Annotated in this window: 11 protein-coding genes and 2 riboswitches; of the genes, 4 read left to right on the top strand and 7 right to left on the bottom strand. The window is 65.1% G+C overall.

Features of this window, described 5'->3' with window-relative positions; translation table 11 throughout:
* Positions 1-190: 190 nt before the first annotated feature.
* From LUB09_RS04905 to LUB09_RS23865, 6 genes are all read right to left on the bottom strand, one after another.
* The gene (locus LUB09_RS04905; RefSeq protein ID WP_231421813.1) at positions 191-13,105 is read right to left on the bottom strand and encodes a non-ribosomal peptide synthetase; all 12,915 of its coding nucleotides are present in this window, start codon (positions 13,103-13,105) and stop codon (positions 191-193) included.
* 1,528 nt (positions 13,106-14,633) lie between these two features.
* Positions 14,634-15,365: a vWA domain-containing protein gene (locus LUB09_RS04900; RefSeq protein ID WP_231421812.1), complete on the bottom strand. Its 732-nt coding sequence runs from the start codon at positions 15,363-15,365 to the stop codon at positions 14,634-14,636.
* Positions 15,290-16,288, bottom strand: coding sequence for an ATP-binding protein (locus LUB09_RS04895; RefSeq protein ID WP_231421811.1), 999 nt, complete (start codon positions 16,286-16,288; stop codon positions 15,290-15,292). The genes LUB09_RS04900 and LUB09_RS04895 overlap by 76 nt, the downstream gene beginning before the upstream one ends.
* Before the next feature lie 284 nt (positions 16,289-16,572).
* Positions 16,573-20,334, bottom strand: coding sequence for a cobaltochelatase subunit CobN (gene cobN / locus LUB09_RS04890; RefSeq protein WP_231421810.1), 3,762 nt, complete (start codon positions 20,332-20,334; stop codon positions 16,573-16,575).
* 3 nt (positions 20,335-20,337) lie between these two features.
* Entirely contained in the window at positions 20,338-21,399 is a 1,062-nt protein-coding gene (gene cobW / locus LUB09_RS04885) for a cobalamin biosynthesis protein CobW (RefSeq protein ID WP_209981239.1), read from the bottom strand.
* 93 nt (positions 21,400-21,492) lie between these two features.
* A riboswitch (cobalamin riboswitch) is annotated at positions 21,493-21,692 on the bottom strand.
* 51 nt (positions 21,693-21,743) lie between these two features.
* Positions 21,744-23,084 carry a M10 family metallopeptidase C-terminal domain-containing protein gene (locus tag LUB09_RS23865; RefSeq protein ID WP_269325478.1) on the bottom strand — a complete coding sequence of 447 codons (1,341 nt, stop codon included), beginning with the start codon at positions 23,082-23,084 and terminating at the stop codon, positions 21,744-21,746.
* Between the two features lie 251 nt (positions 23,085-23,335).
* A riboswitch (cobalamin riboswitch) is annotated at positions 23,336-23,550 on the top strand.
* 95 nt (positions 23,551-23,645) lie between these two features.
* Here LUB09_RS23865 and LUB09_RS04875 point away from each other — a divergent pair.
* From LUB09_RS04875 to cobM, 4 genes are all read left to right on the top strand, one after another.
* Positions 23,646-23,834: a CbtB domain-containing protein gene (locus LUB09_RS04875; RefSeq protein ID WP_231421809.1), complete on the top strand. Its 189-nt coding sequence runs from the start codon at positions 23,646-23,648 to the stop codon at positions 23,832-23,834.
* Positions 23,835-23,845: 11 nt separating this feature from the next.
* Complete coding sequence (locus LUB09_RS04870; protein WP_231421808.1) at positions 23,846-24,538, top strand: CbtA family protein; 693 nt, start codon at positions 23,846-23,848, stop codon at positions 24,536-24,538.
* The gene (locus tag LUB09_RS04865; protein WP_231421807.1) at positions 24,535-24,927 is read left to right on the top strand and encodes a cobalamin biosynthesis protein; all 393 of its coding nucleotides are present in this window, start codon (positions 24,535-24,537) and stop codon (positions 24,925-24,927) included. Before LUB09_RS04870 ends, LUB09_RS04865 begins: the two co-directional genes overlap by 4 nt.
* A gap of 67 nt (positions 24,928-24,994) precedes the next feature.
* Entirely contained in the window at positions 24,995-25,741 is a 747-nt protein-coding gene (cobM, locus tag LUB09_RS04860; protein WP_209981229.1) for a precorrin-4 C(11)-methyltransferase, read from the top strand.
* A gap of 146 nt (positions 25,742-25,887) precedes the next feature.
* Here the strand turns inward: cobM and nfuA are convergent, their stop codons facing one another.
* Complete coding sequence (gene nfuA / locus LUB09_RS04855) at positions 25,888-26,472, bottom strand: Fe-S biogenesis protein NfuA (protein ID WP_003190728.1); 585 nt, start codon at positions 26,470-26,472, stop codon at positions 25,888-25,890.
* Positions 26,473-26,591 lie beyond the last annotated feature (119 nt).

The following is a 26,591-nucleotide window of genomic DNA, read 5'->3' as shown; positions in this document are numbered from 1 at the left end:
TCACCGGCCTTGGTCGCTGTGTAGTCGCCGGCCTTGATCAACTCGATCAGCGCCGGTTTGTGCTCGCGCAGCGCGGCGAGTATCGCCGGCTCGCTCAATGCCTGTTTGTTGCCTTGCACCGACAACTGTTCGCCCTTGAGGGCCAGTTGGATGTCCTTGGTTTTCAGCGTCGCCAGCAGTTGATTGAGGCTCATAGGACGATCTCCATTCGTTCGGTTATAGCGGCGTAGCTGGCCAGGGTCGGCTGTTCGAACAGCGCCCGCACATCGGCTTCCATGCCTTCCTGGCGCAAGCGCCCGATCAAGCTCACGGCGAGCAGCGAATGCCCACCCAGTTCAAAGAAATTGTCATGCCGCCCTACCCGCTCCACCTTGAGCAGCTCGGCCCACAGCCCGGCCATCAGGGTTTCGGTGTCGCCTTCGGGCGTTGCGTACTCACGCACGCTCAGCGCCTGCAGGCCGGGTTCGGGCAGCGCCTTGCGGTCGAGCTTGCCGTTGGGGCTCAGGGGCAAGGCGTCCAGGTGCACGAACAGCGCGGGCACCATGAAGTCCGGCAGGTGCTGCAGCAGGTGCGCACGCAGGCTGTCGATCTCGGCCGGTGCGCCGGTGTAATAGGCGACCAGGCGTTCGTCACGGGCCATCACCACTGCATCCTTGACCGCCGGATGCTCGATCAGCCGCGCCTGGATCTCGCCCAGCTCGATGCGCAGGCCACGGATCTTCACCTGGTCATCGTTGCGCCCCAGGTACTCGATATTACCGTCGGGCAAGTGGCGGCCGATGTCGCCGGTGCGGTACATACGGCCGCCGTTGAACGGGTCATCGAGGAAGCGTTCGGCGCTGAGGTCCGCGCGGTTGAGATAACCGCGCGCCACCTGCACCCCGCCAATGAACAGCTCACCCACCACCCCCAGGGGCACGGGCTGCAACTGCGTATCCAGCACGTACATGCGGGTGTTGGCGATGGGTTTGCCGATGGGCGTGTTGTCCGGTACGTCCGGGCGCGCGCAATTCCACGCGGTGACGTCCACCGCCGCCTCGGTCGGGCCATACAGGTTGTACAGGCCGATGTCCGGCAACTGCTGCTTGAAGCGTCGCACCAGGCTGCCCGGCAATGCCTCGCCGCTGCACATCACCTGCCGCAGCCCCGCCGCCTGGCTGACATCGCCATGGGCGAGAAACACATCGAGCATCGACGGCACAAAGTGCAGCGTGGTGATGCGCTCGGCCTGGATCACCTCGCACAGGTACGCCGGCTCCTTGTGCCCGCCCGGACGCGCCATCACCAGGCGTGCGCCGGTAAACAGCGGCCAGAAGAACTCCCACACCGACACGTCGAAGCTGAACGGGGTTTTCTGCAACACCGCATCGTCGGCGTTGAGGCCATAGGCGTCCTGCATCCACAGCAGGCGGTTGACCACGCCGGCATGCTCGTTGATCACGCCCTTGGGCTGGCCGGTGGAGCCGGAGGTGTAGATCACGTAGGCCTGGTGCCGTGCGGTCAGCGCCGGCACCTCGGGGTTGGTGGCGCGCTGGTGCTGCCAGGTGCCGTGGTCGAGGTCGATCACCGGCACATTCCCCAGCAGTGCACGCGTGGCGGATTGGGCCAGCACCACCACCGGCGCGCTGTCGTGCAGCATGTAGGCGATGCGCTCCTGGGGATAGGCCGGGTCGAGCGGCACATAACCGCCGCCGGCCTTGAGGATCGCGAACAGGCCCACCACCATGTCCAGGCCACGCTCCACGCAAATGCCCACCCGCGTATCCGGCTGCACGCCGAGGTCACGCAGGTGATGGGCCAAACGGTTGGCGCGCTCGTTGAGTTGCTGGTAGGTCAGCTGTTGATGATCAGCCTTCACCGCCACCGCGTGCGGCGTACGCACCACTTGCGCTTCGAACAGGCCGTGCAGGGTCTGGTCGAGGTTGTAAGCCACCTCGGTGGCGTTGAAGCCCTGCAGCACTTGCCGACGTTCCTGCTCGCCGAGGATCGACAGGCGATTGATCGGCTGCTGCGGCGCCTGCTCCAGCGCTTCGACCAGGCGGGCCAAAGCCGTCTGCATGTAGCCGCACACCCGTTGCGCGTCCAGGCGGGCCAGGGCAGTGACATCGTAGCCGTCGCCCAGGTCGTCCACATTCAGGCTCAGCGGGTAGTTGGTGCGCCCGTCGTTGGCCAGGGTCTGCATGCCTTGCCAGGCCTGCTGTGCTCCAGCCGAGCGCGTGGCCATGCCGCGATGGCGGTAGTTGAGCATTGAACTGAACAGCGGCGCCGGGGCCGCCACGCCACTGCAACGCTGGGCCAGCGCCAGGGAGGCATGCTCATGCCCAAGCAATGCGCTGAGTCGATCATGGGTGGCGCGCACCGCCGTCTTGACGCCCTGAGCGTCGATATCCAGACGCAACGGCAAGGTATTGATAAACACCCCCAGCGCACGGTCGGCGCCTTCGCCACCTTGCAGGCGGCCCACCAGCACGGTGCCGAATACCACGTTGTGGCGACCGGATGTCGCGGCCAGCACTTGGGCCCAGGCCAAATGGAACAGGCTCGCGGTGCTCACCCCCAGTAAACGTGCCTGGGCACGCAGGCCGCGATTCAATTGGGCGTCCAGACGCAGGCTGTATTCTTCGATTTGATGGCCGTCGCCGCGCACGTCCTGCCAACCGAACGGCAGCGTCGGCTCGTCAATGTCGCCGAGCATGTCGCGGAAAAATGCTTCGTGTTCCTGCTCGCTGACGCCCAACAGCGCCTGGGCCACATAGTTGCGATACGGCATCGGCGCTGCCGTGGGCGCGCCGTGGCCGAGCAGATGGCCCTGCATTTCGCGCAGCACCACATCGAATGCCGTGTGGTCCAGGGCGATATGGTGATAGAGCAACACCACCGCTACGCGCCCGTTGGCCGGATCCTGGGCATAGTTCACGCGGATCAGCGGCGCCTGGCTGATGTCCAGACGAAAGCGCCGCGCATCGAAGCGTTCATGCAGCCCTGCCAGCACGTCGCCTTGCAGGTGCAGTTCCATCATGCTCAATCGGGCTTCGCGCCACACCACTTGCAGGGGTTGCGCCAGGCCTTCCCACACCACGCCGGTACGCAAGATATCGTGACGGTCGATCACCTGTTGCAACGCCGCTGCAAAGGCGTCCAGACGCTCGAGGCTGTCGAAGGCCAGGTGCGATTGCAGCAGGTACGGGTCGCCCTGCCCAGCGCTGATGTGGTGGTAAAGGATGCCCTCCTGCAACGGCGCCAGCGGGTAAATGTCCTGCACATTGGCGGCGCCACCCGGTACCTGCGCGACCACCTGATCGATCGTCGATTGGTCAAGGCTGACCAGCGCCAGCATGTCCGGCGTGATGCGTTGGCAATCGGCCGCAATACGGTTGGCCGGCACCTGCACTTCGCGCCCGCTGCCCACGGCAGCGGCCAGCGCAGCCAGGGTGGGCTGGCTGAACAACACGCGCACATCGGCGCTCAGGCCGACCTGACGCATGCGCTCGATCAGGCTCACGGCCAGCAACGAATGCCCGCCCAGCTCGAAGAAGTGGTCATGGCGACCGACTTGCTCCACCTGCAATACCTCGGCCCAGATGCGCGCCAGGGTGGTTTCGACGTCACCCTGCGGGGCTTCGTACGCGCGGCTGAGCAAGGCGGATTGATCCGGCTCCGGCAGCGCCTTGCGGTCCAGCTTGCCGTTGGCGGTCAGCGGCAACGCATCCAGGCGCATATAGGCGACCGGCACCAGCGCCTCGGGCAACTGCGCCTGCAGGTGCGCGCGCAGGCTCTCGATATTCAGCGCGCGCTGCTCGGTGAACCAGGCCAGCAGGCGGCCTTCGCGCACCAGCACCACCGCTTCGCGAATGCCATCCAGGGCCGCCAGGCGGCTTTCGATTTCACCGAGTTCCACGCGCATGCCGCGCACTTTCACCTGATCGTCGTTGCGGCCCAGGTATTCCAGGTTGCCGTCGGGCAGCCAGCGCACCAGGTCGCCGGTGCGGTACATACGGCCCTCGTTGAACGGGTCTTGCAGGAAGCGTTCGGCGGTCAGGTCCGGGCGGTTCAGGTAACCGCGCGCCACGCCGCTGCCGCCCACGTACAACTCACCGGCCACGCCCACCGGCACCGGGCGCAGTTGGGCATCCAGCACGTAGCTGGTGGCGTTGGCCACGGGCCGGCCGATGTGCAAGACCTGCCCGGCGCGCATGCGGCCGGAGGTCGCGACCACCGTGGCTTCGGTGGGGCCGTAGTTGTTGATCACCGCAAAGCGCTGCTCGTGGGTGAACTGGCGCAGGCGATCACCGCCGATCAGCAGCGTGCGCAAGGTCGGGTGCTGCAGCGGCTGGCTGAACGCGTATTCGGCCACTGGAGTGGGCAGAAAGCTCACGTCCAGCGGTTGCGCCAGCCACCAGGCCAGCAGTTCGTCGATGTTTTCATTGCCCACGTAAGCGGGCGGCAGGTGCAGGGTCGCGCCCACGCACAGCGCCGGCCAGACTTCCCAGGCCATCGCATCGAAGCCGAAGCCGGCTACGCTGCTGGTATGTCCTGAAGCTTTCAAGCCGAAGGCCGCGCAGTGCCAATGCAGCAGATTCTCGACACTGCGGTGTTCCACCATCACACCCTTGGGCTGGCCGGTGGAGCCGGAGGTGTAGATGACGTAGGCCAGGTGCGCCGGGGTCAGGTTGGCGAGCTGCGGATTATCAACCGCCTGCTGCTGCCAGCGTGGGTCGTGCAGGTCGATACTGCTGACCTCGCCCAACAGCTCGCGAGTACTGGATTCGGCCAGCACCGCCACCGGCGCGCTGTCCTGCAGCAGGTAGCCGATACGTTCGGCCGGGTACGCCGGATCGATGGGCACGTAGCCGGCGCCGGCCTTGAGAATACCGAGCAGGCCTACCAGCATCTGCGGGCCGCGCCGGCAGCAGATCGCCACGCGGTCGTCCGGTTGCACGCCCAGTGTCAGCAGGTGATGGGCCAGTTGGTTGGCGCGTTGATTGAGTTGCTGATAGGTCAGTGATTCGCCGTCCTGCTGCACGGCAACCGCCTGGGGTTGGCGCTCGGCCTGGACTTCGAAGGCGCCATGCAGGGTCTGGCCGCGCGGGAAATCCCGGGCGGTGGCATTGAAGTCACGCAGCAGGGTGTCGCGCTCGGCCGGCGGCAGAATGTGCAACTGGTTGAGCGCGGTTCTCGGGTTGTTTTCCAAGGCACCGACCAGTTGCTCCACGGCGTTGTGCATGTAGCCACACAGCCGCTGCGCGCCGATCTGCGGCACGGCCAGCACGCTCAGGCCAAAGCCTGCACCCAGGTCATCGACGCTCAACACCAGCGGGTAGTTGCTGCGTTCTTCGCCGCCGAGCAGTTGCACACCTTCCCAGATACCCTGGCCATCGCGGGCCATTTCGCCGGGGGTGCTGTGACGGTAATTGAGCAAGGCGCTGAACAGCGGTGTTGAGTTCGCCACGCCACTGCAACGCTGGGCCAGGGCCAGCGACGCGTGCTCATGGCCAAGCAACGCGCTCAAGCGCGTGTGGGTGGCCTTGACCGCTACCGCCGCACTGGCGGCCACATCGACGCGCAATGGCAGGGTGTTGATGAACATGCCCAGCGCGCGGTCGGCGCCGTCGCCGGCCTGCATGCGGCCCATCAATACGGTGCCGAACACCACGTCGTCGCGCCCGGATACCAGCCCCAGCACCTGCGCCCACGCCAGGTGCATCAGGCTGGCGGCACTCACGCCCAGCTGCCGCGACTGCTCACGTACGCGCTGAGCCAGCGCGGTGTCGAGAGGCAACTCGGCCTCTTCGATAGCGCGCCCGTCGCCCTGCACGTCCTGCACGCCAAACGGCAGCGTCGGTTCATCAATGTCGGCGAGCATTTCGCGGAAGAACTGCTCATGCTCGGCGGTGCTCACCCCCAGGCGTGCCTGGGCCACGTAGTTGCGAAACGGCGCAGGCTCGGGCAAGGCATCGGCCTGGTCGAACAGGAACGCACGCATTTCCTGGCTCACCACCTCCATGGCGGTGTGGTCCAGCGCCAGGTGATGGAACAGCAGGATCGCCGCCACGCGGTTATTGGCCGGATCCTCGGCGTAGACCATGCGCAACAGCGGCGCCTGGGTGATGTCCAGGCGGTAATGCCGCGCATCGAAACGCGCGTGCAACTGCTCGATGATGTCGCCATCCGCCGGGTCCAGACCAATGGCTTGCACCACCATCTGCGCCTTGCGCCATACCACTTGCACCGGGCTGTCGAGACCTTCCCAGACCACCCCGGTACGCAGGATATCGTGGCGCGCGACCACGTGTTGCAGCGCGCCCATGAAGCTGTGCAAACGCTCAAGACTGTCGAACGCCATGCGCGATTGCAGCAGGTACGGGTCGCCCTGCTCGGCGCTGATGTGGTGGTAGAGGATGCCTTCCTGCAACGGCGCCAGCGGGTAGATGTCCTGCACATTGGCCGCGCCACCGGGCACGGTCGCGACGATGCGCTCGATGGCCGCCGGGTCGAGCTGCACCAGGCTCAACATCGATGGGGTGATCTGCGCGCAGCCCGCCGCGATGCCATTGGCCGGCACCACAACCTCCCGCCCGCTGCCCACGGCGGCAGCCAGCGCGGCCAGGGTCGGCTGGCTGAACAGCACACGCACATCGGCGCTCAGGCCGACCTGGCGCATGCGCTCGATCAGGCTCACGGCCAGCAGCGAATGCCCGCCCAGCTCGAAGAAGTGATCATGGCGCCCGACCTGCGCCACCTGCAACACCTCGGCCCAGATGCGCGCCAGGGTGGTTTCGACGTCACCCTGGGGAGCTTCGTATACGTGGCTGAGCATGGCGGATTGATCCGGCTCGGGCAGCGCCTTACGGTCCAGCTTGCCGTTGGCGGTCAGCGGCATGACGTCGAGTTTCACGTAGGCCACCGGCACCAGCACCTCGGGCAACTGCTGTTGCAGTTGCGCGCGCAGGGTACCGATGGCAAGGGGGCGATGTTCGGTAAACCACGCCACCAGACGCCCTTCGCGCACCAGCACCACCGCTTCGCCGACGCCGTCCAGGGCCGCCAGGCGGCTTTCGATCTCGCCCAGTTCCACGCGCACACCGCGCACTTTGACCTGGTCGTCGTTGCGGCCCAGGTAGTCGAGATTGCCATCGGGCAGCCAGCGCACCAGGTCGCCGGTGCGGTACATGCGGCCTTCGTTGAACGGGTCTTGCAGGAAGCGTTCGGCGGTCATCTCCGGCCGGTTCAGGTAACCCCGCGCCACACCGCTGCCGCCCACATACAGCTCGCCCACCACGCCCAGCGGAACCGGGCGCAAGTGCGCGTCGAGCACGTACACGCAGGCATTCGCGACGGGCCGACCGATATGCAGCGGCTGCCCCACCTGCATGCGCCCGGAGGTGGCGACCACCGTCGCTTCGGTGGGACCGTAGTTGTTGATCACCGCAAAGCGCTGCGCCTGGCTGAACTGGCGCAGGCGATCACCGCCGATCAGCAGCGTGCGCAGGCTCGGGTGTTGCAGTTGCCGGCTGAACGCGTATTCGGCCACCGGCGTGGGCAGAAAGCTCACATCCAAAGGTTGCGCCAGCCACCAGTCCAGCAGTTCGTCGATGTTTTCATTGCCCACGTGAGCGGGTGGCAGGTGCAGGGTCGCGCCCACGCACAGCGCCGGCCAGACTTCCCAGGCCATCGCGTCAAAGCCGAAGCCGGCCAGGCTGCTGGTGTGCCCGGAAGCGTGCAGGTCGAACGCGTCGCAGTGCCAGTGCACGAGGTTTTCCACGCTGTGGTGTTCCACCATCACGCCCTTGGGCTGGCCGGTGGAGCCGGAGGTGTAGATGACGTAGGCCAGGTGCGCCGGGGTCAGGTTGGGCAGTTGTGGATTGCTGACGGGATGCTGCTGCCAGCGCGGGTCATGCAGGTCGACGCTGTTGACTTCGCCCAGCAGCGCACGGGTGCTGGCTTCGGCCAGCACCGCCACCGGCGCGCTGTCCTGCAGCAGGTAGGCGATGCGTTCGGCCGGGTACGCCGGGTCAACGGGCACGTAGCCGGCGCCCGCCTTGAGAATACCGAGCAGGCCCACCAGCATCTGCGGGCCTCGACGGCAGCAGATCGCCACGCGGTCGTCCGGTTGCACGCCCAGTGTCAGCAGGTGATGAGCCAGTTGGTTGGCGCGTTGATTGAGTTGCTGATAGGTCAGTGATTCGCCGTCCTGCTGCACGGCAACCGCGTGGGGTTGGCGCTCGGCCTGGACTTCGAAGGCGCCATGCAGGGTCTGGCCGTGCGGGAAATCCCGGGCGGTGGCATTGAACTCACGCAGCAGGGTGTCGCATTCGCCCGGCGGCAGAATCGACACCGCCTGCAACGCCGTGGTCGGCGCCTGTTGCAGCGCGATCAGCAGGTTGCGCAATGCGGTCAGCATGTAGTCGCCCACACGCTGCACGTTGACCTCGGCGACGCCCTGCACCGCCAGCGCGAAGCCTGTGCCCAGGTCATCGACACTCAGCACCAGCGGGTAGTTGCTGCGCTCTTGGGAACTGAGGATATCGATGCCAAAGCCCGCGAACGGACTGGCGCCCGGCGCCTCGTCCGGTGCGCTGTGGCGGTAGTTGAGCAAGGTGCTGAACAACGGCAGCGAAGCCGGCACGCCGCTGCAACGCTGGGCCAGGGACAGTGAAGCGTGCTCATGGCCGAGCAATTGCGCCAGGCGTGCGTGGGTGGCGCGCACACCGGCCTGCACGCCAACGGTGCCGAGGCTGACCCGCAGCGGCAAGGTGTTGATGAACATGCCCAGCGCGCGGTCTGCGCCCTCGCCGCCCTGCATGCGCCCCAGCAACACGGTGCCGAACACCACGTCCTGCTGGCCGGACACCTGGCCCAATACCTGCGCCCAGGCCAGGTGCATCAGGCTGGCCGGGCTCACGCCCAGCTGTCGCGCCTGTTCGCGCAGGCCCAGGCTCAGCGCCGGCTCCAGCGGCAAATGAACCTCGTTGATGCCGCTGCCGTCGCCGTTCACATCCTGCAGACCGAAGGCCAACGTCGGCTCGTCGATATCGCCGAGCATCTCGCTGAAAAACGTTTCGTGCTGGGCCTGGCTGACCCCCAGGCGCGCCTGGGCCACGTAGTTGCGGTACTGCACCGCGTCGGGCAGCTGTGCGCTGCGACCGGACAGGCTGGCGCTCATTTCTTCCACCAGCACGTGCAGCGCGGTGTGGTCGAGCAGGATGTGGTGCAACAGCAGGATGCCGACGAAGCCACCCCGCTCCTCGGCGTAGGCCAGGCGCATCAGCGAAGCGCGGGACAGGTCGAGGCGATAGTGACGTGGGTCGAAGCGCTGTTGCAGTCGCGCCAGTCCATCGCCGCCCGGATGCTCAATGCGCTCCACCGTCAGCGGCGCCTGGCGCAGGACCACCTGCACCGGCTCATCCAGGCCTTCCCAGAGGATCGCGGTACGCAGAATGTCATTGCGCTCGATCACGCTGTGCAGCGCGTCAACGAAGGCGTCCAGCGCTGCCTGGTGTTCGAAGCGCAACTGCACCTGCAACACGTAGGGATCGCCCTCGGTGGTTGCCAGGTGATGGTAGAGAATGCCGGCCTGCAACGGCGCCAGCGCATAGATGTCCTGCACATTGGCCACGGGCACGCTGTGCAGGATGTGGTCGATGGCCGCCTGGTCGAGGTCGATCAGCGGCAGCATGTCCGGGGTGATGCGTTGGCTGCCGGCGCTGATCAGGTTGGCCGGCACCTGCACTTCGTGCTGCCCGCCCACCGCCGCGGCCAATGCCGCCAATGTGGGCTGACCGAACAGCACGCGCACGTCGGCACTCAGGTCGACCTGGCGCATGCGCTCGATCAGCTTGACCGCCAGCAAAGAATGCCCGCCCAGCTCGAAGAAGTTGTCGTCGCGGCCCACCCGGTCGAGCTTGAGCAGCTCCTGCCAGATGCCCGCGAGGGTGCTTTCCACTGCGCCCTGAGGGGCCGCGTAGCCGCGCCGGGCCACGGCATCGGCGTCGGGTGCGGGCAAGGCCTTGCGGTCGAGTTTGCCGTTGGTGGTCAGCGGGAACTGGTCGAGCAGCACGAAGGCGGCCGGCACCATGTGTTCGGCCAGGCTCAGTTGCAGGTGGTCGCGCAGTGCAGCGATATCGGGCGTGCCGTCGGCAATCACGTAGGCCACCAGGCGTTTGTCGCCCGGCTCGTCTTCGCGCACGACAACCACCGCGTCACGCACGCCCGGCGCGGTGGCCAGGCGCGCCTGGATTTCGCCCAGTTCGATGCGGAAGCCGCGGATCTTCACCTGGTCATCGTTGCGCCCCAGGTACTCGACGCTGCCATCGGCCAGCAGGCGGCCGAGGTCGCCGGTGCGGTACATGCGCAGGCCGGTGGCCGGGTCGGCCAGGAAGCGTTCGGCGTTCAGTTCATCGCGGTTCAGGTAGCCGCGCGCAACGCCGGCGCCGCCCACGTACAGCTCGCCGACCACGCCCATGGGCAGCGGCTGGCGCTGGGCGTCCAGCACGTAGAGTTGCAGGTCGGGAATGCGCACGCCAATCGGACTGACGCCCACCAGACGCGCGTCCGCCGCCTCGAGGGCGCGGTAGGTCACGTGCACGGTGGTTTCGGTGATGCCATACATGTTCACCAACTGCGTGCCGGCGTTGATCGCGCGGGCATACCAGGGTTTGAGCATGCCTGGTTCCAGCGCTTCACCGCCGAAAATCACCTGGCGCAGGGAGTGCGCTTCGCTGCTGTGGCCCTGGGCCGCAATCAGTTGGCGAAACGCGCTCGGCGTCTGGTTGAGGATGCTCACGCCGGCTTCGCAGAGCAGCGCATAGCACGCATCCGGCGAACGGCTGACCAGTTGCGGCACAATCAGCAACTGGCCGCCGTGCATCAACGCGCCCCAGATTTCCCACACGGAAAAGTCGAACGCGAACGAGTGGAACAGCGCCCACACATCGGTGTGATTGAAACCGAACCAGTGCTCGGTGGCACTGAACAAGCGCGCGACCTGGCGATGCTCGATCATCACGCCCTTGGGCAGGCCGGTGGAACCCGAGGTGTAGATCACATAGGCGAGGTTGGCCGGGCTGAGCGGCACGCGCGGGTTGACGATGGACTCACCGCGCAGGTCGTTCAAGTCGATCTGTGCCAGGTCGCCCACCCGATGGCGGGTATTGGCCTGCACCAGCACGGCCAGCGGTGCGCTGTCGGCCAGGGTGTAGGCGATGCGTTCCTGCGGGTAGGCCGGGTCGATCGGCACATAGCCGGCGCCGGCCTTGAGAATGCCGAGCAGGCCGATGATCATTTCGGCGCCGCGCTCTACGCAGATCGCCACGCGGTCGTCTGCACGGATGCCCTGGGCGAGCAGGCGGTGGGCGACCTGGTTGGCGCGTTCGTTGAGCTGGCGGTAGGTCACGCGCTGCTGGTCGTAGCGCAATGCGATGGCGTCGGGATGGGCGGCGGCGTGGGCTTCGACCTGCTGGTGGATCAACGCAGTGTCGGCATAAGACGTGGGGCTGTGGTTGAGCGTGTGCAGCAGGTGCTGGCGTTCGGTGTCAGGCAGGATGTTCAGGCCGCAGAGCGGCATGTCCGGTCGCTCGTGCAGTGCGTCGGCCAGGCTGTGCAGGGCGACATGCAGGTAGTCGGCTACGCGCTGCGCGCCGATGGACGCGTCGATCATCACCGTCAGCGCAAAGTCTTCGCCCAGGTCGTCGACGTTGACCGTCAGCGGGTAGTTGGTGCGCTCTTCGGCGCCAAGCACCTGGATGCCTTCGGCGATGTCGATCACCTGGGCCATGTCCGTCGCCGCGCTGTGGCGGTAATTGAGCATCGCGCTGAACAACGGCGTGGGCGCCGTCACGCCGCTGCAGCGTTGGGCCAGGGCCAGGGACGCGTGCTCATGGTCGAGCAAGGCGGTCAGGCGCGCATGGGTCGCCTTGACCTCGGCGCGCACGCCCTGCCCGCCCACATCCACGCGCAACGGCAGGGTGTTGATGAACATGCCCAGCGCACGTTCACCGCCTTCACCGGCGCCCATGCGCCCCAGCATCACGGTGCCGAACACCACCGCGTCGCGGCCGGACACCACGCCCAGCACACGGGCAAAGGCTACGTGCATCAGGCTTGCCACGCTCACCCCCAGTGGGCGTGCCAGGCTGCGCAGGCGGCGGCTGAGGTCGCTGTCGACGGGGATGCGCGCCTCGTCGATGCCCTGGCCGTCGCCCTGCACATCCTGCAGGCCGAACGGCAGCGTTGGCTCATCGATATCCGCCAGCATCGTGCGAAAGAACGCTTCATGGGCCTGCTCGCTGACGCCATGGCGCACCTGGGCGATGTAGCTGCGAAACGCCACCGGCTCACTCGCCAGTGCCTGCTGGCCGGCCAGGTACAGCTGGATTTCATGACGCACCACGTCGAGGGCGGTGTGATCGAGAATGGTGTGGTGGAACAGCAGCATCGCCACCACACGCTGGTTGGCCGGGTCGTTGGCGAACACCAGGCGCAGCAGCGGCGCCTGCCCCAGGTCCATGCGATAGCTGCGCGGGTCGTGGCGCGCGCCGAGTTGCGCGAGGACGTCACCACCGGTGAAGCGGGCTTCTTCGCAGGCCAGGGTTGCCTTGCGCCACACCACTTGCAGCGGCTCGTCGAGACGCTCCCACACCAGCGAGGTGCGCAGGATGTCGTGGCGGTCGATCACCCATTGCAGCGCCTGGGCGAAAGCGTCCAGGCGGGTGCGGCTGTCGAACACGAATTGCGCGTGCAGCACGTAGGGGTCGCCCTGCTGCGCCGAGAGGTGGTGGTAGAGCATGCCTTCCTGCAGTGGCGCCAGTGGATAGATGTCCTGCACGTTCGCTGCGCCGCCGGGGATGGCCGCGACGATGCGGTCGATGGCGTCCTGGTCGAGGCTGACCAGCGCCAGCATGTCCGGGGTAATGCGGTAGGCGGGACTGAGCCAGTCGCCACCATGCTCGGCCACCAGCTCGAGAAGCTGAGGTTTGTGGGCGATGAGTTGATCCCATAGCGCATCATCCAGGGCCTCGTCGTCACCGAGGATGATCAGGTCGCCTTCTTCCAGTTGCAGACGGATCGCGTGGGTGGAAATCGCTGTCAATAATTCGCTGAACTGCATGGGGGTAACCTGCCTGATAAGTCACGGGGGAGAAGAAAGTCCGTTTTCAGCTGCCGTTTGAATCGGGCGTGCTGGGCGCCTTGAAATAGCGGGCGCAGCCGGGGACCTGAAGAGGCTTCCGGCAGGCTTGGAAAATTAAGGGATTTGGCAGGCGGGAGGTGACATGGGAAGCGGGGACAAGCGGAATGGGAAAAGGTTTCACTTGAGGCTTATTGTGGAGAGCGAGCTTGCCCTGATGCCAGTCAGTTAAGCGCAGAGTCCCTGTGGCGAGCAGGCTTGTCCTGCGTTGGGCTGCGCAGCAGCCCCAAAATCAGGCGCTGAGCCGTATCAGGTACACCGCGTTTTGCTGGATTGGGGGCGCTTCGCACCCCAACGCGGGGCAAGCCCTAATGCCGTTCAGTTAAGCCAACGTGATGCTCGAAGCAACGAGCCGTGCGACTTTTCGGTGTACATATCGGTTTGTGCGGTAACGGCGACTTAGGGTTCCGCCCTGACGGCGGGTCACTTTGGAAAGCCCCAAAGTAACCAAAGGGCTCTTGCCCCAACACTCGGCACCTCGCCCAGGCTCGGTGTGCCCGAACGCAGGCTTTGGAGCGTGGGCCGCCGCGATGGGCCATCCTTGGCCCAGCGCGGCTAACCCGGCGTCCTGCCGGGTTACCCACGCTCCAAAACCTGCGTTCGGCCAGCGTGTTTGACGGGGCGCTCCAGATCAAAAGCAAAAGCAAAAGCGTGGCGGCCTGAGAGCCGACCTAAATGGTCTGCCGAACGCTGTACAAAATGTGGGAGAGGGCTTGCTCCCGATGGCGTCGGCCCAGCAAACATTGACGTTGACTGACCCACCGCTTTCGCGGGCAAGTCGAATCGTCGCACTGCCGCTCCCACAGGGGAGCTGCGCTTAACTGAACGGCATTAGGGCAAGCCCTGATGCCAGTCAGTTAAGCGAACGCTATGCTCACAGCGACGCAGATCAAATGTGGGAGCGGGCTTGCCCGCGAAGGCGTTGGCCAAGCAAACATTGACGCTGGCTGACCCACCGCTTTCGCGGGCAAGCCCGCTCCCACATGTTGTACCTCGTTCGGCAGACCATTTCGGTCGGCTCTCGGGCCGCCGCGCTTTTGCTTTTGATCTGGAAGCGCCCCGTCAAACACGCTGGCCGAGCGCAGGCTTGAATCCGTGGGTAACCCGGCAGGACGCCGGGTTAGCCGAACTGGGCCAGGGATGGCCCATTGCGGCGGCCCACGGATTCAAGCCTGCGTTCGGGCACACCGAGCATTAGCGAGGTGCCGAGTGTTGGGGCGAAGGCTTTTTGGTTACTTTTGTGCCTTTACAAAAGTGACCCGCTGTAAGAGCGGAACCTTAAGTCGCCGTTACCGCAGAAACGGATATGTACACCGAAAAATCGCCTTCGTGGGCAAGCCCGCTCCCACAGGGGGACCTGCGCTCAACTGACTGGCATTAGGGCAAGCCCCGCACCCACAGGACCCGCTCGCCACAGATTGAAACGGCTTACACAGGATGCTCTGCAGCGCTACCTGGCGTCGATATGCTGATAGTCCAGGTTCAATCCGTCTGCCAGCTGTTGCGCCCTTCCCAGCCGGATCGGACCGCGTTCGATATCCACCAGCAAGCCCGGACAGTCGAGTTGGGGCAGTTGATCGATGGCCTTGAGTCGGCCATCCGTGATGATCAACAGGCGTTGCTGCTCAGTGGGATGACGTTTGCGCCGCACCTGCAGCCACTGCGCGGCCTCGCTCAATGCCGCGAGCAAGGGCGTGCCGCCGCCGGCGCCCAGTTGCGCAAGCCAGTCGGCCAGGCCCTTGGCGGCTTTCAGGCCTTGTACCTGCCACTGCGGCGATGGCCCGCTGGCGGTCAGCAAGGCCATGCGCGCCCGTTGCCGGTAAGCGTCATCGAACAACTGCGCGAGCAGGCCCTTGGCATCGGTCAGTGCGCTGTGCCGTCGGGTGGAGGCCGAGGCGTCGACGATGACCAGCCACAGCTCATGGGTCGCTCGATTGCGCTGCTGGAAGCGTAAATCCTCACGCGAATGCGGGCGACCGCCGAGCAGGGTGCCCGGCCAGTTGACCGTGCCCTGCTCTGCGTCGCGCGCCTTGCCGTGCCTGCCGCTGGTGACTCTGCCCGCTCGGGGCCGTGCATCCGCCCCCGGGTCAGGTCGAGGGCGGATGCCTAGGGCTTTTTTGGCCAGGTGGGCACTTCGCGGCGCGCGCCGGTGGGCAGTGCCGGTGCGGGCAGGTCGCCCCACTGGCCCTGGCCCGGCGAGGTGTCCGACGGCTGCGCAGACTGGCCTTGACCGGGCGGGCTCGCCGGTGGGGATTGCTGCTGACGGCGATGACGCAAGGCAAACTCGGCCACGGCCTGGATGTCTTCCTCGGCGATGGCATCGGCGCCGCGCCAGGCTGCATGGGCACGGGCGCCGCGCAACCAGACCAGGTCGGCGCGCAGGCCGTCGACACCGGCGGCGAAACAGCGCTCGGTGATCTGCGCCAGCGCCTCATCATCCAGGGCAATACGCTCCAGCCGCTCACGCGCCTGGGTGCAACGCGCGCGCAAGGCGGCCTGGGGCTCGGCCCATTGCGCGCAGAAGGCAGCGGGGTCGCTGTCGAAATCCAGGCGGCGGCGGATGATCTGCCCACGCTCGGCCGGCAAGGTGTAGCCGCTCAACGCCACGTTGAACCCGAAGCGATCGAGCAGCTGCGGGCGCAACTCCCCCTCCTCCGGGTTCATGGTGCCGATCAGCACGAAGCGGGCCGCATGCCGGTGGGAGATGCCATCGCGCTCGATCAGGTTGGTGCCGCTGGCGGCAACGTCCAGCAGCAGGTCGACCAGGTGGTCGGGCAGCAGGTTGACTTCATCCACATACAGCACGCCGCCATCGGCCTTGGCCAACACGCCGGCGGAAAACTGCGCGCGGCCTTCGCCCAGCGCCGCGTCGAGGTCGAGGGTGCCGACCAGCCGTTCTTCGGTGGCGCCCAGGGGCAAGGTGACGAACTGCCCGCTGACGAGCAGGTCCGCCAGGCCACGGGCCAGGGTGGACTTGGCCATGCCGCGCGGACCTTCGATCAGCACACCGCCGATCTTCGGGTCGATGGCGGCCAGGCACAGCGCCAGTTTCAGGTCGCCGGCACCGACGACGGCGGACAGCGGGAAATGTGGAATATCGGTCATGCCGGTTCTCTTTAAATTCTGCTACTTATTGTGGCGAGCGGGCTTGCCCCCCGTTCAGTTAAGCGCAGATTCCCTGTGGCGAGCAGGCTTGTCCTGCGTTGGGCTGCGCAGCAGCCCCAAAGCCAGGCGCTGAGCCGTATCAGATACACCGCGTTTTGCTCGATTGGGGGCGCTTCGCACCCCAACGCGGGGCAAGCCCGCTCGCCACAATAAGCCCACACATTTTCCTTAACTGAACGGCATTAGGGCAAGCCCGCTCGCCACAGTGTTGGTACGCTCACTCATCAGCTGTCTTCTTCTATATCGAGCAACAGGTTTTCCAGCGCTTCACGGTAGGCGCCCGGCGCTTGCCACTGGCCGCGTTGCTGGGCTTCGAGCATGCGTTCGGTCATGTCACGCAACGCCGCCGGGTTGTGCTGCTGCACGAAGGCGCGGGTGTCCGGGTCGAGCAGGTAAGCGTCGGCGAGCAAGGCGTATTGGTGATCGTCGATCAGCTCGGTGGTGGCGTCGAAGGCGAACAGGTTGTCCACGGTGGCGGCCATCTCGAACGCGCCTTTGTAGCCATGGCGCTTCACGCCGTCGATCCACTTGGGGTTGGCCGCACGGGAGCGAATCACCCGGTTGAGCTCTTCCTTCAGCGTGCGGATTTTCGGCAGGTCCGGCTGGCTGTGGTCGCCATGGTAGCTGGCGGCCTTGTCGCCGCTCAGGGTTTCCACGGCGGCGAGCATGCCGCCCTGGAACTGGTAGTAGTCGTTGGAGTCAAGCAGGTCGTGCTCGCGATTGTCCTGGTTCTGCACCACCGCCTGCACCTGGCTCAGGCGCCGCGCGAAAGGCTCGCGGGCCTCGGTGCCTTCATCGGCACCGCCGTAGGCGTAGCCGCCCCAATTAAGGTAGACCTCGGCCAGGTCCTCGCGGCTCTGCCACAGGCGCCCGTCAATCGCGCCCTGCACACCGGCACCGTAGGCGCCCGGTTTGGCGCCGAAGATGCGCCAGCCCGCCTGTTTTGCCGCCGCGTCTTCGTCCAGGCCGGCCATGCGCAGAGCCTCGCGCTCACTGCGCACCTTGGCCGCCAGCGGATTCATGTCGTCCGGCTCATCAAGCGCCGCCACCGCCTGCACCGCCGCATCGAACAGGCGGATCAGGTTGGCGAAGGCGTCGCGGAAGAACCCGGACACACGCAGCGTCACATCCACGCGCGGGCGGTCGAGCAGGCTGATCGGCAGGATCTCGAAGTCGTCCACGCGCTGGCTGCCGGTGGCCCACACCGGGCGCACGCCCATCAGTGCCATGGCCTGGGCGATGTCATCGCCGCCGGTGCGCATGGTGGCGGTGCCCCACACCGACAGGCCGAGCTGGCGCAGGTGGTCGCCGTGGTCCTGCAAGTGCCGCTCGAGGATCAGGTTGGCCGACTGGAAACCGATGCGCCAGGCGGTGGTGGTCGGCAGGTTGCGTACGTCCACGCTGAAAAAGTTACGCCCGGTGGGCAGCACGTCGAGGCGCCCACGGCTCGGCGCGCCGCTGGGGCCCGCCGGGACGAAGCGGCCACTCAAGGCATCCAGCAAACCGCGCATTTCCGCCGGGCCGCAGGCATCCAGGCGCGGCGCGACGATGATGCGCAAATGCTCGATCACCGCTTTCACGTCCTCCCAGCCCGGCGCCTCAAGCTGCTCCAGCGGGCCTTCGAGCGCCTGCTCGATCAAGCGCGCCGCGTACAGTTCCAGACGTTCGCGGGTGTCACCGGCGGTGCGCCAACGCTGTGGATCGATGCGCTGCAATACGTCGGGGCGCGGGCCGCTCCATGGCTCGGCCAACGCGCAGTCCAGCGGGTCGAAGCCAAGCGCGAATGCCTTGGCCAACACGCGCAGCAGACTCGATTGCGCGCCGCGACCGTCGTCACGCGGAATGCGCAGCAACGCCAGCAACGTGTCGATGCGCAGGCGGCCTTGGGGCGACTCACCAAAGATATGCAGGCCGTCGCGGATCTGCGACTCCTTGAGATCGCACAGGTAGGTGTCAAGGCGCGGCAGCCACACGGACGCCTCGGCGTCGCTGTCCAGCGCCAGCTCCTGGTCGATCCGGGTTTCGCGCACCAGCGCGAGGATGTCCTTTTGCAGCGCCAGCGCGCGCCGCGGGTCGAGCAACTGCGCTTCGTAATATTCGTCCGCCAGCAGCTCGAGGTTGCGCAGCGGGCCGTAGGTTTCGGCGCGGGTCAGCGGCGGCATCAGGTGGTCGATGATCATCGCCTGAGTACGCCGCTTGGCCTGGGCGCCCTCCCCCGGATCGTTGACGATGAACGGATAGATATTCGGCAACGGCCCGAGCAATGCGTCCGGCCAGCAGTTCTCCGACAGGCCCACGCCCTTGCCCGGCAGCCATTCGAGGTTGCCGTGCTTGCCAACGTGAATCACACCGTGAGCGCCGTAGGTGTGGCGCAGCCAGAAGTAGAACGCCAGGTAGCCATGGGGCGGCACCAGGTCGGGGTCGTGGTACACGGCGCTGGCGTCCACCTGATAACCCCGCGCCGGCTGGATGCCGACGAAGGTCAGGCCCAGGCGCAACCCGGCGATCATCAGGCGGCCATCGCGGCACATCGGATCATTCTGCGGCGCGCCCCAGCGCTCGAGCACCGCCTGTTGATTGGCGGCGGGCAGGCGCGCAAACATCGTCGCGTAGTCGTCCAGGCCCAGGCTCTGGTGGCAGGGCCGCAGGTCGAGGCTGTCGAGGTCGTTGGTGACGCCGCCGAGCAGCTCGTGGATCAGCGCCGTGCCGCTTTCCGGCAACGCGTCCGGTAGCGGATAACCTTCGGCCTGCAAGGCACGCAGGATATTCAGCGCGGCGGCGGGGGTGTCCAGGCCCACGCCGTTGCCGATGCGGCCGTCGCGGGTCGGGTAGTTGGCGAGGATCAGCGCGATGCGTTTGTCGCCATTGGGCACCCGCGCCAGTTCGACCCAGCGTCGCGCCAGCTCGGCGACGAAGTCCATGCGCTCGGGCGCGGCGCGGTAGCACACCACGTCCGACTGGCTGCGCTCGCTGCGCCAGGCCAGGTCCTTGAAGCTGATGGGCCGGCTGATGATGCGCCCGTCCAGCTCCGGCAAGGCGATGTGCATCGCCAGATCGCGCGGGCCGAGACCCTGTGCGCTGGCTTCCCAGCCGGGCTGGTTGTCTTGCGCGCAGATCGCCTGGATCACCGGGATATTGCGGCGAAACGGGCGCAGATGCGGTGCTTCGGGGCTGGACTGGGCAAACCCGGTGGTGTTGAGGATCACCGCCGCCTGTACCTCGTCGAGCAGGTCCTCGACCACCGTGAGGCAGCCGGGCTCTTTGAGGCTGGCCACCGCCATCGGCAGCGGGTTGAGGCCCGCCGCCTGCAAGCGTTGACAGAACACGTCGATAAAACCGGTGTTGGCCGCCTGCAAATGCGAGCGGTAGAACAGTACCGCTGCGACCGGCAGATCAGCGCGCCACGCTGCCTGCCAGTCCTGCAGTGTGGCATTGGCGTTATGCGGGTGATAAATGGCAGTCCGCGGCAGGGTCTGCGGCTCGGCCCACGCATAGTCGCGGCCCAGATAGCCCGAGGCCAGACAGCGATAGAAATTCAGCGCATTGCCCAAACCGCCCTGGCGCAGGAAGTGCCACAGACGGTCGCGCTCCTGCACTCCGACGGTGCTCAGGCTGCCCAGCTCCGGGTCCGGGCGGTCGCACCCCGGCACCAGAATCAGCTGCACGCCGCGCTCGGCCAATGCCACCAGACGCTCGACGCCATAGCGCCAATAGCCGATGCCGCCATGCAGCGAGATCAGGATCACCTTGGCGTGGCGCAGCACCTGGTCCACGTAGAGGTCGACCGAGGCATGGTTCTGCACCTGCATCGGGTTGGCCAGGCGCAGGCTGGGATAGTCGTCGGGCAACTGCCGGGCCGCTTCGGCCAGCAGCGCCAGGCTCGAGTCACCGCTGCACAGAATCACCAGTTCAGCGGGGGTCTGTCCAAGGTCGGCAATATTGTCGTCCGAGACGAAACCACCGGGCTGGGTCCTGAGCAGGTGCATGGCTTAAACGCTGAGCGCGGCGCGCAGTTGCGCTTCGAGGCCAGCGGCGTCCAGCTCCTGGCCGATCAGCACCAGGCGCGTGATGCGCGCTTCGTCGGCACCCCAGGCGCGGTCGAAGTGCTTGTCAAAGCGGGTGCCTACGCCCTGGATCAACAGGCGCATCGGTTTGTTGGGAATGGCGGCAAAACCCTTGATACGCAGGATGCCGTGCTGCACTACCAGTTGGGCGAGCGCATCGAGCAGCAGCGCTTCGTCGGCTTGCGGCAGGTCGATGGAGATGGAGTCGAAGGCGTCGTGATCGTGGTCGTCTTCACCTTCGTGGTGCGCATCGTGATGGCTGTGGCGCGCGTCGATGTGTTCTTCGGAGCCGGCGCCAAGGCCGATCAGTACGTCCAACGGCACACGGCCGCTGCTGGCTTCGATGACCTTGACCGCCGGCGGCAGCTCTTCGGCGACTTCCAGACGCACGCGGGCCAGGTCTTCGGGGCTGATCAGGTCGGCCTTGTTGAGGATCACCAGGTCTGCGCTGGCCAGTTGGTCGGCGAACAGTTCGTGCAGCGGCGATTCGTGGTCCAGGTTCGGGTCGAGCTTGCGCTGGGCGTCGACCTGGTCCGGGAAGGCGGCAAAGGTGCCGGCGGCCACGGCCGGGCTGTCGACCACGGTGATCACCGCATCCACGGTGCAGGCGCTGCGGATTTCCGGCCACTGGAAGGCCTGCACCAAGGGTTTTGGCAGGGCCAGGCCCGAGGTTTCAATAAGGATATGGTCAAGGTCGCCGCGACGGGCCACCAGTTCGCGCATCACCGGGAAGAACTCTTCCTGCACGGTGCAGCACAGGCAGCCGTTGGCCAGTTCATACACGCGGCCGTTGGCTTCTTCCTCGGTGCAACCGATGGAGCACTGCTTGAGGATTTCACCGTCGATGCCCAGCTCGCCGAACTCGTTGACGATCACCGCGATGCGGCGGCCCTGGGCGTTGTCCAGCATATGGCGCAACAGGGTGGTCTTGCCCGAGCCGAGGAAGCCGGTGACGATGGTGACGGGAAGTTTGGCCAGTGTTTTCATCGGATGCCCTTTGGGGCGGGCATACGGGACGATAGGCCCTGCGACGGCGCGCAGCAGCGGATTTCGTCACCGGATCACCCCGCCCGGTTGAATTGGAAAATCGGTTGCGAGGCAGGTCTCCTGGCTTGGGGCTTGCGGGTCATGCGACCGGCGCCGACTGCGCCTTCCCGCCGGATCGGCAGTGGCGTGGCAGTCAGCAGAACCCTTCACAGTTGCGGGGGCAGCCGCGGCTTGAACCGCGTTCCCTTCTTAGCTTCGACCTGGGCCGAAGAACCTCGAAGGCGCAAGGCTACGCAGTGCATGGCAAGCGGTCAATGTCGGAAACCCGGGACCCGGACGCCGCTCTACACATAGCGGTGTTTGATGGGCACATTCGTCACGATGTCGGCGAGCGCTATGCGCCCCTCGCCTTCAAGGTAGAAATCAATTTCGCCGTTGCCTGTCAGGTCAAGCACCAGCCACGACTCGTTATTTTGCGGATTGTAGCCCAGCCCCGCCTCCCCGGGTCGGCCGGAAAGCCGGTTGACGAAGGTGAGGTCGTGGAGGCCATGCTTGCGCAGCAATCCAGAAATATCGATTTTGTCCTGACCGGTGACGAAGTCCGTCAACACGTCAGGGCTGCGTAACGTCGAATCGGTGGCGGTGTCGTACACGAAGGTATCGCGGCCTGCGCCGCCGTACAGACGATCGACACCGCCACCGCCTTTGAGCCGGTTGTCGGCGGCGTTGCCGATCAACACATCATTGCCGGAACCGCCGATGGCGTTCTCCACGGTAACGTCCCTGGCGATGGAGACATTCCCCGTCTTCCCACCAACATTGGAGAAGGTTTCAGCGTTCAGGTTGATCACCTGGTTCTGGTAATAGCGAGAGAAATCCAGCGTATCGTTACCACCGCCGTCCCAGACGCAAAAGACGGCGCCGTCCCGCGGGGACACCAGTGAAAGATCGTCTCGCCGGGTATTGGAATTGAAGCCGTAGGTGGTATCCGTGTTACGGGTCGTGTAATTGGCGCCGTAGACCTTTTGGGCCCAGGCAATGTCGGTCATCAACGGTGCCGAGGCGTACTCGCCCTTGTGATCATGACCTGTATCGCTCGCTTCGAAATAGCTCATGACCGAGTAGGCCCGGCTGTCCTCGGCGAAAATGGCATGCGTGCCGTACTTGATCGGGCCCTTTAACGCTTCATAGTTTCCGGGGTGGGCAGCGCCCAGCCAATGGCCGATTTCGTGGGTTAGCGTTTGGCGTCCAAAGCCATTTACGGTGGGCGCGTGATTGAACGAGTGTCTGGAGTTCAGGCGCACTCGCCCAGAATTGCCGGAACGCATGGCATCGGCGACACTTGGCCTCGCGCTATTGACGAAACGTAACAGGGCGTCGGGCGTAACGGCGTCTTCCTCGAACTCGATATTCGCTACATCTGCCCAGGACCGCATTGAAAGACGGGCCTGCGATTGCTGGGTTTGATTAAACCGAGCTTCCTCTGGTGCAACTTCACGAAACGTATAACCCACCCGCACTACTTTATCGTTATTACGGTCCTGCAATCGGCGCTGCCTTCGATCTATTTGGCTGGCGGCTTGACCGGTGGACCAGGACGGCTTGCTGGAGACCGCATGATAGTGCGGGTTGCGAGCATCCTGTGCCTTGTAGTGCGGGCCGGCGGCTTCAACGTGCGAATTCATAATATCTTGACTGACAATCGGAGGATTTAAACTGGCGCGCGATATAACAGACATAAAAAGGCCTTATCAACTTAATGGATAACATCAACTTCAGCGCGCCTACCTTCCGATATCCACTCACGGAAAAAAAAGTGCATCAGACCCGCAAAATAATAGGAGATATTACTTGGTAAAAATGCCATTACGCCTTTTACGCCGCGATTCTTAATCAGAATCGGCTTCAATTGACGCCCCGGTCATGCTCGTGTTTTCCTGTACATCTTGTTTCGGGTGCCCTTCACAGGGTGAAACGGGAAACCGGTGAGTCATGGCCTGCAATGCCAGGGTATGACGAGTCCGGTGCTGCCCCCGCAACGGTAAGCGAGTGAAGCGTCAGATCCACTGTGCCAGCCGGCATGGGAAGGTGATGCTTTTTGACCCAGCGTCCCTCGCAAGCCCGGAGACCGGCCCGAAAAATCAAATAACAAACCCGCGGTGGGCGGGCGCTGTTCGAACCTCGCGTGCCCGGCTCGCGGGGTTTTCATGCGCTCGTTTCGCCCAGACACTTGATAGGGACGCGCCATGTCGATCATCAGCAGCACCTCACCCGCCGCCAGCCACACCACCACCCTGAGCCAACGCCTCACTGCCGCCATCGGCGCGTCGGTTCTCGGCGCCTGCCTGGTGTATTTTGCCGGGTTCTCGCATATCGAAGCGGTGCACAACGCGGCCCACGATACCCGCCACAGCGCCGCGTTCCCATGCCACTGAGGCCTGCCGACATGATCAAGCGTATTGCGCAAACCGCCGGCTTTACCGGCCTGCTGGCCGCCCTGCTGCTGACTCTGCTGCAAAGCTTCTGGGTCGCCCCGTTGATTCTGCAGGCCGAAACCTTCGAGAAGGCGCCGGCTGCAACCGAGGTGACGCATGAGCACACTGCCCATAGCCACGACGCCGAAGCCTGGGAGCCGGAGGATGGCTGGCAGCGCGTGCTGTCCACCACCGGCGGCAATTTGGTGGTGGCAGTGGGTTTCGCGCTGATGCTGGCGGGTCTCTATGCCCTGCGCGCCCCAACCCGCACGGCCCAGGGTTTGCTATGGGGCCTGGCCGGTTACGCGACTTTTGTGCTGGCGCCCACCCTGGGCCTGCCGCCCGAATTGCCGGGCACTGCCGCCGCCGACCTGGCGCTGCGCCAAACCTGGTGGATCGGCACCGCCGCCTCCACGGCCGCCGGTATTGCGCTGATTGTGTTTGGCCGCAACTGGCTGCTTAAGGTCCTCGGCGTGGCGATCCTCGCGGTGCCCCATGTGATCGGCGCGCCGCAGCCCGAAGTGCATGCAATGCTGGCCCCGGAGGCCCTCGAAGCGCAGTTCAAGATTGCGTCGCAATTGACCAACATCGCATTCTGGCTGGCCCTGGGCCTGATCAGCGCCTGGCTGTTCCGACGCAACCGCGACGGTCAATACCCGGCATGATTCTGGCAGTGGGCCTGGGTTGTCAGCGCGGTTGTGATGTTGACACCCTGCTGGCTCTGCTTGACGGCGCCCTTGCCGAGGCGGGAATCGAGCGCCAGCGTGTCACCGCGCTGGCCAGCATCGATCGCAAACAGGATGAGCCGGGGCTGATCGCCCTGGCCCAGCGGCTGCAATTGCCATTGCAGTGTTTCAGCGCTGCGCAACTGGCGGTTTATGAGGACCGCCTGAGCCACAAGTCAGCCGTCGCCTTTGCCCACACCGGTTGCCATGGTATTGCTGAAAGTGCCGCACTCGCACTGGCAGAACAGTTGTCGGGCGCCCCTGCCCGCCTGTTGATCCGCCGCAAAAACAACGCCAAGGCTACCTTTGCGTTGGCCTGCGCCGACTGAAACCTCGATAATCACCCTGATCGATCATGAGCATTTTTCATGCTCGCCCCCTTCCACAGGAACTCCCATGACCGTTTACTTTATCGGCGCAGGCCCCGGCGACCCGGAATTGATCACCGTCAAAGGGCAGCGGCTGATCCGCAGCTGTCCGGTGATCATCTACGCCGGTTCGCTGGTGCCGGCGGCGGTACTGGAGGGCCATCAGGCGCATCAGGTGGTCAACAGCGCTGAACTGCATCTGGAACAGATCATCGCGTTGATCAAGGTCGCCCACGCCAGCGGCCAGGATGTGGCCCGCGTGCACTCCGGCGATCCGAGCCTGTACGGGGCGATTGGCGAACAGATCCGTCATTTGCGCGAGCTGGGCATTCCGTTCCAGATCATCCCGGGCGTCACGGCGATAGCCGCCTGCGCCGCACTGCTGGAAACCGAACTGACCCTGCCGGATATCGCCCAGAGCGTGATCCTGACCCGCTACGCCGACAAAACCCGCATGCCCGATGGCGAAGACTTCGACAGCCTGGCGCGCCATGGCACCACAATGGCGATTCATCTGGGGGTCAATCACCTGGAGAAGATCGTTGCCCAACTGCTGCCGCACTATGGCGCCGACTGCCCGATCGCCGTGGTGCACCGGGCAACGTGGCCGGATCAGGACTGGGCAGTGGGCACGCTCAGTGATATTGCTGAAAAAGTCGCGGCCAAGGGCTTTCGGCGTACGGCGTTGATCGTGGTGGGCAGGGTGCTGGCCAGTGACAGCTTTGGTGATTCATCGCTGTATCGCGCGGGTCATGCTCACCTCTACCGCCCTTGAAGGAACGCGGGCAAAACGGCGGGAGGCGAGCAAGTCCCCTCCCACATTTGATCTGATTAGTTGGATAGCTGGTGCAAGCTTCTGAATTCAAGGCAAAAAAAACGGCGCTCACGGGCGCCGTTTTTTGTTCGCAGTGAACGCCTTACTCAGTAGTAGGCGTTTTCTTTCTGCGTGTGGTCGGTCACATCGCGAACGCCCTTGAGCTCCGGAATGCGCTCAAGCAAGGTGCGCTCGATGCCTTCGCGCAGGGTCACGTCTGCCTGGCCGCAACCTTGGCAGCCGCCGCCGAACTTGAGGACGGCGATACCGTCATCTACCACGTCGATCAGGCTGACCTGACCGCCGTGGCTGGCCAGCCCCGGGTTGATCTCGGTTTGCAGGTAGTAGTTGATACGCTCGTTGACCGGGCTGTCGGCGTTGACATTCGGCACCTTCGCGTTGGGTGCCTTGATCGTCAACTGGCCGCCCATGCGGTCGGTGGCGTAGTCGACCACGGCATCGTCCAGGAAGGCTTCGCTGAAGGCGTCGATGTAGGCGGTAAAGCTTTTGAGCCCCAGCGCGGTGTCTTCAGGTTTCTCTTCGCCAGGCTTGCAGTAGGCAATGCACGTCTCGGCGTACTGGGTGCCGGGCTGGGTGATGAAGACGCGGATGCCGATACCCGGGGTGTTCTGCTTGGACAGCAGGTCAGCCAGATAATCGTGGGCGGCGTCGGTAATGGTTATGGCAGTCATGGAAACTCCTCACAGGCTTGCCGGCAGTTTACGCCAAAATAATACGCAGGTACAAAGTCCTAGTATTTTTGTCGGAAAAGCATTGATTGGTGCGCCACGCCGGGCTTTCTTTCAAAGCG

This window comes from Pseudomonas sp. Leaf59, from assembly GCF_920984685.1.
Lineage (GTDB): Bacteria > Pseudomonadota > Gammaproteobacteria > Pseudomonadales > Pseudomonadaceae > Aquipseudomonas.
Note: the sequence above shows the minus strand (reverse complement) of the source record. Positions and strands in the feature narration are given on the sequence as shown.

Excerpts from the sequence above, each read along its gene's own strand:
- LUB09_RS04865 (WP_231421807.1), top strand. The coding sequence starts at position 24,535 with ATGATTCTGGCAGTGGGCCTGGGTTGTCAGCGCGGTTGTGATGTTGAC.
- cobN (WP_231421810.1), bottom strand. The coding sequence starts at position 20,334 with ATGCACCTGCTCAGGACCCAGCCCGGTGGTTTCGTCTCGGACGACAAT.
- LUB09_RS23865 (WP_269325478.1), bottom strand. The coding sequence starts at position 23,084 with ATGAATTCGCACGTTGAAGCCGCCGGCCCGCACTACAAGGCACAGGAT.
- cobM (WP_209981229.1), top strand. The coding sequence starts at position 24,995 with ATGACCGTTTACTTTATCGGCGCAGGCCCCGGCGACCCGGAATTGATC.
- cobW (WP_209981239.1), bottom strand. The coding sequence starts at position 21,399 with ATGAAAACACTGGCCAAACTTCCCGTCACCATCGTCACCGGCTTCCTC.
- LUB09_RS04870 (WP_231421808.1), top strand. The coding sequence starts at position 23,846 with ATGATCAAGCGTATTGCGCAAACCGCCGGCTTTACCGGCCTGCTGGCC.
- nfuA (WP_003190728.1), bottom strand. The coding sequence starts at position 26,472 with ATGACTGCCATAACCATTACCGACGCCGCCCACGATTATCTGGCTGAC.
- LUB09_RS04905 (WP_231421813.1), bottom strand. The coding sequence starts at position 13,105 with ATGCAGTTCAGCGAATTATTGACAGCGATTTCCACCCACGCGATCCGT.
- LUB09_RS04895 (WP_231421811.1), bottom strand. The coding sequence starts at position 16,288 with ATGACCGATATTCCACATTTCCCGCTGTCCGCCGTCGTCGGTGCCGGC.
- LUB09_RS04875 (WP_231421809.1), top strand. The coding sequence starts at position 23,646 with ATGTCGATCATCAGCAGCACCTCACCCGCCGCCAGCCACACCACCACC.